General features: G+C 56.3%; 6 protein-coding genes and 1 pseudogene. 5 read left to right on the top strand and 2 right to left on the bottom strand.

From position 1 onward, the window contains the following. A pseudogene (locus AB1L30_RS23185) lies at positions 1–199 on the top strand (hypothetical protein); the annotation flags it as partial. Between the two features lie 373 nt (positions 200–572). Further along, a complete protein-coding gene (locus tag AB1L30_RS23180; protein WP_367016444.1) occupies positions 573–1,181 on the top strand; it encodes a transposase in 609 nt (202 codons plus the stop codon). A 945-nt stretch (positions 1,182–2,126) separates the two neighbouring features. On the opposite strand, the gene AB1L30_RS23175 is transcribed toward AB1L30_RS23180, so the two are convergent. Together AB1L30_RS23175 and AB1L30_RS23170 are read right to left on the bottom strand one after the other, a co-directional pair. Beyond that, positions 2,127–3,140: a hypothetical protein gene (locus AB1L30_RS23175; protein WP_367016442.1), complete on the bottom strand. Its 1,014-nt coding sequence runs from the start codon at positions 3,138–3,140 to the stop codon at positions 2,127–2,129. A 154-nt stretch (positions 3,141–3,294) separates the two neighbouring features. Then, positions 3,295–4,776: a Gfo/Idh/MocA family oxidoreductase gene (locus AB1L30_RS23170; RefSeq protein WP_367016440.1), complete on the bottom strand. Its 1,482-nt coding sequence runs from the start codon at positions 4,774–4,776 to the stop codon at positions 3,295–3,297. Positions 4,777–5,142: 366 nt separating this feature from the next. On the opposite strand from AB1L30_RS23170, the gene AB1L30_RS23165 reads away from it, so the two are divergent. From AB1L30_RS23165 to AB1L30_RS23155, 3 genes are all read left to right on the top strand, one after another. Continuing rightward, the gene (locus AB1L30_RS23165) at positions 5,143–5,799 is read left to right on the top strand and encodes a hypothetical protein (protein ID WP_367016438.1); all 657 of its coding nucleotides are present in this window, start codon (positions 5,143–5,145) and stop codon (positions 5,797–5,799) included. Between the two features lie 198 nt (positions 5,800–5,997). Next, positions 5,998–7,554: a DUF1549 and DUF1553 domain-containing protein gene (locus tag AB1L30_RS23160; protein ID WP_367016436.1), complete on the top strand. Its 1,557-nt coding sequence runs from the start codon at positions 5,998–6,000 to the stop codon at positions 7,552–7,554. A gap of 14 nt (positions 7,555–7,568) precedes the next feature. Next, positions 7,569–8,888: a DUF1501 domain-containing protein gene (locus AB1L30_RS23155; RefSeq protein ID WP_367016434.1), complete on the top strand. Its 1,320-nt coding sequence runs from the start codon at positions 7,569–7,571 to the stop codon at positions 8,886–8,888.

Below are 8,888 nucleotides of genomic sequence, written 5' to 3'. Positions count from 1 at the left end.
GAGTCCTTCGATGGCTGGAAAGCGTGAGGTTCTGCTCACCGACGAGCAGTGCAAGACGGTCCTCTGCGATCGATTTCTGCTGGCGAATATTGCCTACCAAGGGCATGCCTCCGGCATCGATCTGGAAGATGTCCGCAGCGTCGGCAATGGTCGGACTTCACGTTTTCGGCACCGCCGTAATGACGCTGACCGACATTGAAGGAGAAACGCAGGATGTATCGAAGGACTCCTTTCGATGGTAGGTGTAACGCAAATCGTTGCCTGGCGCAAGCTTATAACGTCAGGGTTTTGAAACAGCTTCTAGACTTAATCGGGGCTCGTACGTGCAACATATAGCAGGTTCCAGGATGCGGCTACAAGAACTCTAAGATGTCATAGCATGTAAGAGATTAAGGGGCCAGGACTCTTTCTTCCTTTGCGTCGCCCATTGACCTGCTCATCGGGCGGGGTGGCACTGCTGAGCCGTTCACTCTTGCGTGTGCCACTGCTGCCCTCAGCAGTGTGAAGTGCCAATCGACTCAATTCACAAGTAAAACATTCTCTTCCCTCTTCCGACTCGTTACGATGAACTCATGAAACGTTCATCCGCCCATCGGAAACAGGTCAAGCACTACGAAGGGACAGGTCACCTGCATGAGTTGACCTTTTCCACCTATCGCCGGCTTCCTTTGCTGACGAGTGATCCCTGGCGAAGGATCGTGGCGGCAAAACTCGATTCCGGCAGCGAATTGGCTGGGTTTCACTTGTTTGCATTCGTGTTCATGCCTGAGCATGTTCACTTGCTGGTTGGCCCGACCGAATCCTCGGCAACCGTCAGCAAGCTACTGGCCTGGACCAAACGGCAGTCGTCGGTAGAGATCAAGCAACTACTGCTCCAACACCAGTCCCCACTCCTAGCGAAGTTAACCATCCAACAGCGCCCAGGCCAACAGACCTTCCGATTCTGGCAAGAGGGAGGCGGCTTCGACCGAAACCTGTACAGCCCCGAAGCCATTGCCGCCAGCATCGAGTACATTCATAACAATCCTGTCAAACGAGGACTTTGCCGACATTCAACCGATTGGAAATGGTCCAGTGCCAAGTTCTACGAAGAGAGAACCACAAGGCCAGAATGGCCGAGATTGACACTACCGGATCCAAGTTGGTTGAACGGTTTCGGAGTTCAGAAGGAAAACAGTTGATGGGCCGATTGGCAGGTTCACACTGCTGAGGGCAGCAGTGGCACACCCTGAAGCTTGACAAATGACTGGATTAGCAGTGCCACCCAGCCGCTGCTTTAATCGTAGATCGGATACAGGGGTCCCCTGAGGCATTTCCAGGCCGGCAAGTGTCCATGTCGATGGGGCAAATGATTTGCCAAAGTCGGCGCCAGTAACTACGAATTTGCGAGTTCGCTCTGGCCGGCCATCGTCGAACGAGTAACTTACTTCCACAGTGGCGGCATCGCAAACGTTTCTATTCCATCAAGTCCGAGAAAAGAGCCCTGCCTCCGACCTAGCCAAAGGCCGAATTCACGCTATCCGCGCGTTTGCTCAGGCGACGTCCGTCCCAGGCATGGTCTATCATCTGCAGTAGTCCTTTCCGCAGTCGGTCCAAGAAACTATCCGTAAGCCCCGTTCGAACGATTAACCAATCGTGGCTGCGTTCGGAGATTTCGACAAATCGGTTTACAACAGTCATTAAAACGATCGAGTCGGATGCGTTTCGAAGACCGCCTGCAACCAAATCGGGAAGTATGATCAAGAACTCTTCATTGCTTAGGATTGGCAACGGACTACCGTCATCCCAAACCGACTCCATCAGAAACGTAGGCCGTTGCGAATCATTTCGCACTTCCCTTAGGAACGCATGCATAGCGGGGTACTCAGATTCGACCTCCGAACTCAAGGCATTCGAAGGGCCCTTGTAGCGTAACGCCTTACAGACCAAGAGATGGTACTCATCCAGCTCTTGCTCGCTGAAATGCTCTTGGTTTTCCATCTAGATCAACCAGTCAAGTATCCGCTAGAGGAAAAATGAAGGGTCGGAAGATTCATACCCCGTTTCACCGAACTAGCCTACGAGATCTCGGAACTGGAAAGCAAGTAACTGGAATTCCGGGAACAACTTGAAAGCTGGGACTAGGGTTAATCGCTGGAGGCTTGTAACGTTTCCAGCGAGTCAATCTTGCTCATCAAGTCAGGCACATCTAGCGGAAGGACGATTCGTTTTTCCTGTTGGCCTGGTTCGAAAAGCTGGATCAGGGCTCCTTTCGAGGCCGACACCGCAAAGTCTTTCTCTTTCAGGGAGATGTGCTTCGCCTCGGCTTCTTTCAGACGAATCAGTTCCAGGCGTCCGTGGTTGAACGATCCGTCACTGTTATTGCGAAACAGGCACATTCGCAACTGGATCGTGGGCAACTCATACAGCCCCACCTTGTGATACCCGGCCCAGAAAACCTGATTGATGGAACTGCCAGAATCGATCACCTGCCGCAGAATGTTTCCTTGCGTATCGAGCGTGATGCTTTGCAATTTCGGATATCCATCCTCAGGACGAATCGACAAAGTGCGTTCCCCTTTGTCCTTATCTTTTTGCAGCTGAAGCCCGGCTTTCCATCGCTGAGCATGCGTCTTGAAGCTTTCCACTTGAGGGAGCAAGTTATTGAGTCCTTCCAGCATGTAGCTGGTGCGGTTGCGATAAACGAGAATCGTTTCGTGGGTCTGGTCGTCCACAAAAAACTTGTTGTGATCGATCGTGTGCTGCCGGTTCTGCACGATCGTTTTCATGTCGCCAGTTAATCCAATGTGGCTGTTGCTTGTCGCGGTTCGATCGGACAAAACGATCATGTTGCGTTGATTGAGAAAGAAGACCGGAGCTTCAATTTCCGCCTTGGGTGGAATCAACGATGTGAATAGGGTTTCGATCTGCTGGGGAGACTCGAAAGGTGCATGCTGGTCAACCGCTTGGATCATTTTCTCGAGCGTGGGACACGGTTCGACACAGGTCAGACGCTGCAGATCGATGGTGGCGCTGATCGACTCGATGGGAAGTGGTGGCGTCAGCTCGGCCAGCGCATCAGCAACTTCATCGGCCAAGGCCACGCCGCCTGCCAGCCCCCAAACGAGAATCATCCCCATGCAACCAAAACACTTCGCCATGCCACTCTCCTTGCGTGATAGATTTGCCAGGGACATTATCCAAGAGGGGAAATGGCATCGCAAACGTTTTGATTCCATCAAGAAACAAAAAAAGGGAAGGCATCCTGCTTCCAGCGATTGCCTTCCCTTCTACCGATTTCAGTCGACTACCGATTTAAGCAGCCGGATCTTTGCCGTTGATCCACGGACCTTCCAGCTTCTGGTGGTCTGGATCTTGAATGGTCGAGCCTTTGTCGCCTGCCTTCCAGCCAGGGACATGCTGGGCCGAGCCACGTTCTTTGGAGACCTTTTCCCACTTCTTCGACCACGATCCGTCTGCTTCGCTGATGGTCATCGTTTCGTCGTCGAAGTGATAGATCTTCCCTTCGCGGTAGCTACGCGCACCCAGGTTCACCAGCACGATCGCCGCCGCACCCAGATCGGGCGGATTGTTACACGAATCAGGCGTGTTGTTTTCGATCGCCGCGATCCAGTTCTCGAAGTGCGCCTTGGTTTGATCCTTCGGTGCTTCCTTCTCGGTCTTGATGATCTGCTTTTCGTACGGCAGTTCGGTCGGACTGATGTGCGTGACCTGAGGTCGTTCTGGCACGAAGGTGAATTCCGAGGCACTTGGATTATCGAAAACAATCGAACCGTTATGACCACGGATGAGCTGCTTGATCGGCGTTTCCGACGCACCCATCGTTGCCGTCACCAGGCCTTGGCAACCTTCGTTAAACTCCGCCACCACGGTCGCCACGTCTGGTACTTCGCGGCCATCGTATTCCAGATACAACCCGCCGCTACCGGTGATGCGGGCCGGATAACGGAGGCCGGTCGCCTTCATCATCTGGGTCGTACGATGCACGAACAGATCAGTGAACATGCCGCTACCAAATTCCCAGAAACGACGCCACTGGGCGAACACAGCGCGGTCGAACGGTTGGTCTTCCGCCAGGCCTTCTTCGACGCCGAGGAATCGCTTCCAGTCGATCGTCTTAGGCGACATATCTTTCGATAGCTTGTAGTAACGCCACTGGCCGATGTCGGAGTTGCGGAAGTATTCGGTCTGATACATCAGCACTTTGCCGAGCAGTCCTTCGTCGATCTTTTGACGGGCCGCATCCCAAACCGGCAAGCTGGTTCCCTGGACACCGACCTGCATGACCATGCCGGTATCTTTCCAGACCTTGACCAGTTCGATGGCGTCTTCCACCTGTTTGACCATCGGCTTTTCGCAGTAGACATGCATGCCACCCTTCATCGCTTCCATGGCTTGAATGGCGTGCCAATGGTCCGGCGTACCGATGCTGACGGCATCGAGGTTTTCCTTCGCGTACATCTCGCGGAAGTCGACGTAGCGGGCAACCTTGCCGCCGTTTTCTTTTTCGATGTAATCCGCGGCGCGGTTGCGATTCGCTTCGTACACATCGCAGACGGCAACCAGCTCGATGTTGGCTCCCTCTTTGGCAATGGCCGAAAGGCTTTTCACATGGGCACCGAAACCACGCCCCCCCACGCCAACGAAACCGATTCGGAGTTTCGAGTTGGCGTCGGCGGCTTGCGACTTCTGGCTTTGCATCACGAGGGTTGTCGCCGCCATACCGGCAGCGGTGGTCTTCAAGAATGATCGACGCGTGGCATCGGGTGAACTCATCGGCAGAGGTCTCCATCGTTAGGTGGGATTAAGAAAGTAGATTCTGGCGAGGCGGGTCGCACGTTCTACAAAACCAAGCCCCAAGTGCCAAGGCAATACATTAGGGCAGCTTTTGCCAAGAGTTGCCTTCACTGCGGCAACCATCTGCCCACAAAGCACTCGTTACGATTCCCCCAGATTTGGCCAATAAACTACCGAGAAAGGCGAATACCTACATGAGTCAGAACATTCGCCACATTTTCGCGGGGTAAGCCATTTTTTCGCTTCCCTCACGAAATGAGCGTCGTTCTTTGCTCACTGGTAACTGCCGAGTCGCACTGGACATCGGTTGTTTTCTGTTCGTTTCCCAAGATGGAGGTGGAAATCATGTCTCGAATTATGGCATCGCTCGGATGGGTCACCCTGGCGACACTGCTGGTCGCGATGCCAGTATTGGCACAAGAATCAGAATCGCAGGACGCTTCTCCGGTAGAGAATGCGGCCGTCGAAGAAGCCGCGACACCGGAAGCTGGTCAACCGAAAGCAGATACCGGCGAAGCAGCCGCAACGCCTGGTCACATGTCGCAACAACTGGAAGACATCGCCAGCCAGGTCGATCAAAACGAAGCGGCGCAAGAAACGACCGCCGGCATTTTGACGCCGATCTATCAGGTGGCCGAAGCGCTCGAGTTTCCCGCCTTCCACTGGATCGCCTTCGCCGTGATGCTGGCTGGTGTAATCGGTTTCGCGATGCAACTGGTGATTGGCAAGCTGGTAGTCGTGGCCCACATGGGATTTAGCGTTCGCGAGATTCTCTCAGACGTGCTGAGCTTCGCGATCAGCTTGATCGGCCTGGTGCTTACCACCCAGGCAGCCGCCCAGAACTCGACATTTACCCAAAGCCCTTTCGCGGTGCTCTCTTCCAGCCTGGTTGGCCTGGTGCTGGGTGTGATGCTGTACTACTGGGGTCAGTCGCAGGAAGTCGACGCCGTTCGCGGTCGCCGTGCCTTGGCGGCGGAACAACTGGCTCGCGGAAAGAAGTAACCCTCGGCAAGCGTTTCCGGGTGCACGGTTTTTGCCGTAGGCCCCCGGGCCTGGCTGACAGCTGGTAAAAAGCCCCGTTTCGCTGGCGGCATTTTTCTATCATGCCCCGGCAACAATTGCTAAGATGACGTCAGGCCGGGTGGTTCGATCCCCAGCCTGTCGTCTTATCGTTTAGCTCCTCTGGTCAAAGGCGAAATCATGCTTCGCATGCGTCATGCGCTGTCATGCTGGCTCGTTCTTACAAGTTGGCTTTTGCCTGCGCCGCTGCACGCAGAAACGTCCGACGAAGATCGCCAGGCCGAGATGCAAGCGATGGCCAACCGGATCGACGCGTTGGTTCAAGCGCGGCTCGAGTCCGAAAACATCCAGCCTGCCCCGCTCGCTTCCGATGGCGAATTTCTGCGGCGAGTCTCGCTTGACCTGGTCGGCAGCATTCCAACAGTCGCTCAAACGCGAGCTTATCTTCAAGACACCGCACCCGATAAACGACAGAAGCTGGTCGAGTCGCTGGTTCACTCCCCTGCCCATCCCACCCACATGGCGACTACCTGGCGGTCGTTGATCCTGGAGCCGACCGATGACCCGCTCTCGCTGCAAAACGAAGCAGGTCTGCAAACGTGGCTACGCGGTAAGTTCGCTCAGAACGTTCGGTACGATCGCCTGGTCGAAGAGTTCTTGACCGCCACGCAAGGTAACGATGGGCCGGGCTACTTTTATGCCGCCCAGGAATTGAAGCCAGAACTACTCGCGGCCGAGACCTCGCGGATCTTCCTAGGCCTGCGGCTCGAATGTGCCCAATGCCACGACCATCCCTTCGATCGCTGGAGGCAGCAAGACTTCTGGGGCATGGCCGCGTTCTTCGCTCAGCTCGAACGCCCTGGCGACAACAACATTGGCCTGGCAAGGTTTGATATCGTCGATCGTAATCGCGGCGAAGTCACCCTGCCGGAGTCGGACGAAGTCGTTCCGCCTGCTTTCCCTGGCACGACCGTCAGCTATGCATCGCTGGGGGGAACACGTCGTCAGCAATTGGCGATCTGGATGGTCTCGCGCGATAATCCTTTCATGCCACGCCGGGCGGTTAACTGGGCCTGGTCGCACATGATGGGTCGCGGGTTCGTTCATCCGGCGGACGACATGTCGCCGCAAAATAAGCCGAGCCATCCGGAGCTGCTCGACGAACTGACGACTTACTTTATTCGCTCTGGCTTCGACCTCCGGCAGCTGCTGCAGACGATTGCCCTGACGGAAACGTATGCTCGCAGCAGCGAGGCCGTTTCGGATTCTCAGGCCCCTGACGATCTGTTCGCCCGGATGGCGGTCAAATCGCTAACGCCAGAGCAGCTCTTTGACGCGTTGCTGAAAGTTGGGCTACTTCAGCCCCCCAACGCCATGGTCGAGAACGATCCTCAGCGTTCGCAGTTTGTTGCCCGGATGCGAACCGCTGGCAAAGACCGTACCGAGTTCGATACCGGCATGCCCCAGGCACTCGCCGTCATGAATGGTCCTCCCGTTTCGACGGCGACCAATGTCGAAACGAGCGGTCTGTTGAAAGCGATGAGTGCCCCGTTTCTTTCCGACGAGCAGCGATTGAATGTGCTGTTTCTGGCAGCCTACAGCCGAACGCCCAACCAGCAAGAGCTGGACCGATATAAGCAGTTTCTCGCGGAAGCCGAGCCAGACCAGCAATCGGCGGCGCTCGGCGACGTGCTGTGGGTTTTGGCCAACAGTGCCGAGTTCATGCTGAATCACTAACCCGAGGTCTTTCGATGAACGCCTTCGATCAATCGCGACGTCGTTTCCTGCAAACCTCGGCTGGACTTGTCGGCGCGGCAAGCTGTGCCTGGCTGCCTCGACTGGCAGCGGCCGCGGCCCCGAATCCCGATCGCAAGCGAAGCTGTATCTTGCTATGGATGTCAGGCGGACCGACGCAGACCGATACCTTCGACATGAAGCCGGGGCACGCCAACGGTGGCGAGTTCAAAGAGGTCGCGACCAGCGTCCCAGGCCTGCGGTTCAGCGAACACTTCGCCGGTCTCGCCAAGCAGGCCGATCGCCTGGCGGTGGTGCGTGGCATGAGTACCCGTGAAGGTGACCACCAGCGAGGTACTTACTTAATGCATACCGGCCAACGTCCTGGCGGTCCGCTGAACTATCCTTCGATCGGTGCTTCACTGGCAAAGGTGATGCGGCCAGACTTCTCGACACTGCCCAACTACGTCGCCGTCAATCCGAGCGGTGTTTTGAATGGGTCAGCCCTTGGCCCTGGCTTCCTGGGTCCACGCTACGCTGCCGCCACGGTCGGCGTGCGAGCAGCCGCCAACGCTGAAGACACCGACGCCCCGGCGAACCTCGGTGTCGACTTCCTTGCGCTTCCTGCCGGGGTCGATCAGAAGCGGCAAGACGCCCGGCTGGCAATGTGGGAAGCGCAGCAGAATCAGTTTCTTTCCAGCCATCCTTCCGGAGCCGCCGAAGCGCAAGCAACCATCTTTCAATCGGCCGTGAAGATGATGCATCCCGAAGCAGCCTCGGCGTTCGATCTGTCGCAGGAAGCATTGGCAACCCGCGAAGCGTACGGCAAAGGCACGTTCGGCCAAGGCTGTCTCATCGCGCGACGCCTGGTGGAACGGGGCGTCCCATTCGTCGAAGTCACCCTCGGCGGAAATGGGCTTGGCTGGGATACGCATCAAGGAAACTTCCCTGCGGTCGAACGCCTTTCCAAAGAACTCGATCAAGGCTGGAGCACGCTCATGCGGGAACTGGCCGAGCGTGATTTGCTGGAAAGCACCACCATCTGCTGGATGGGCGAGTTCGGGCGAACACCGAACATCAACAACACGGCCGGACGCGATCACTTCCCCGATGCGTGGACCTGCGTGTTGGCAGGAGGTGGAATCGCCGGCGGTCAGGCCTATGGGCAAACCGATGAAGCGGGCATGGAAGTCACCGACGGCAAGACCGAGGTGCAAGATCTGCTGGCGACCTTATGCCAGGCCGTGGGAGTCGATCCTTCGATCGAGCACTACTCGCCGGAAGCTCGCCCGATCAAGATCTCCGAAGGCAAACCGGTCGAAAAGCTGTTGGCCTGA

It is taken from the genome of Bremerella sp. JC817, from assembly GCF_040718835.1.
Taxonomy (GTDB): domain Bacteria; phylum Planctomycetota; class Planctomycetia; order Pirellulales; family Pirellulaceae; genus Bremerella.
Note: the sequence above shows the minus strand (reverse complement) of the source record. Positions and strands in the feature narration are given on the sequence as shown.